Source organism: Variovorax glucosi (assembly GCF_051216695.1).
Taxonomy (GTDB): Bacteria; Pseudomonadota; Gammaproteobacteria; order Burkholderiales; family Burkholderiaceae_C; genus Variovorax.
Genome location: NZ_JBPJZE010000416.1, coordinates 1 through 1,025, shown reverse-complemented (window position 1 = coordinate 1,025; position 1,025 = coordinate 1). Strand labels below are relative to the sequence as shown.

Sequence of the window (1,025 nt, the reverse complement as noted above, 5' to 3'; positions counted from 1 at the left end):
AGAGAACCACGAAGGCGATGAAAGACCAGTTCGCCAGCGTCAGGCCGAACAGCGACCAGTCGATCTTCGAGCAGTCGCCGCCGCCGCGGAAGATCATCGGCAGCGCGCGCTTCAATGGAAAGGTCTCGATCATCCCGTAGAGGTCGCGCCCGCAGGACACGACTTCGGGCGGATACCACTGCAGCCAGCTTTGCGAGGCCGCCGTGTAGGCGCCGCCCACCGCGGCCACCAGCGCCAGCAATCCACCCACGACCCGAAGGGCCGCGTTGCGGAACACGCCGGCCAGCCCGGTGAAGAGTGCCACCAGCACCAGCGCATACCGCTGCACGATGCACATGGGACAGGGTTCGAGCCCGACCACGTGCTGCAGGTAGAGCCCGAAGGCCAGCATGAGAACACAGGCCAGGCAGATCAGCCCGAACGCGCGGCGCGGCGCGCCGAAGTACCAATCGATCAAGGAGATACCCAATCTTCTTCTACGAACACCCTGGCCTTGCGCGGGTTGGCGACGACGGTGTCGCCTTCCTTCAAGCCAAGGTGAAGGAACTGTTGGGCTGGGAGTTGCGCTTCGATGATGGTTGCGTAGCCCGGATTATCTGGTTTCTTTTCGGTGGGTTCAAGTTCCAGCCGCGCGATGGGTCCGACGACGATTGCGCGCGACAGCGTGGCGACGATGCCTGATGCGCCGGACACGTAGCGTGTCACATCGATGTCATGCGGACGCACATAGGCGCGTGCCTTGGCGTCGCGCGCGCCGCTGTGTTCGGGCGAATCCAGGCGCATGCCGTCGAGCTGCACCGCGCCGTTGTCGGCCCGGCCGTGGAACAGGTTCACGTCGCCCAGGAAGCCGTAGACGAACGGGCTGGCCGGTTGGTCCCACACTTCCTGCGGCGAGCCGACCTGCTCGATCTGCCCCTTGTTGATGACCACCACGCGGTCGGCCACCTCGAGCGCTTCTTCCTGGTCGTGCGTGACGAAGATCGAGGTCACGTGCAGTTCGTCGTGCAGCCGGCGCAGCCAGCGGC

General features: G+C 65.1%; 2 protein-coding genes. Both read right to left on the bottom strand.

All coding sequences use genetic code 11. The features are described 5' to 3' along the window. On the bottom strand, window positions 1-457 hold a 457-nt coding region (locus tag ACSFA3_RS26140; protein ID WP_435508206.1), incomplete at its 3' end, for a disulfide bond formation protein B. Continuing rightward, the coding region (locus ACSFA3_RS26135; RefSeq protein WP_435508205.1) for a sulfate/molybdate ABC transporter ATP-binding protein at window positions 454-1,025 on the bottom strand (572 nt) is incomplete at its 5' end. The genes ACSFA3_RS26135 and ACSFA3_RS26140, both read right to left, overlap by 4 nt.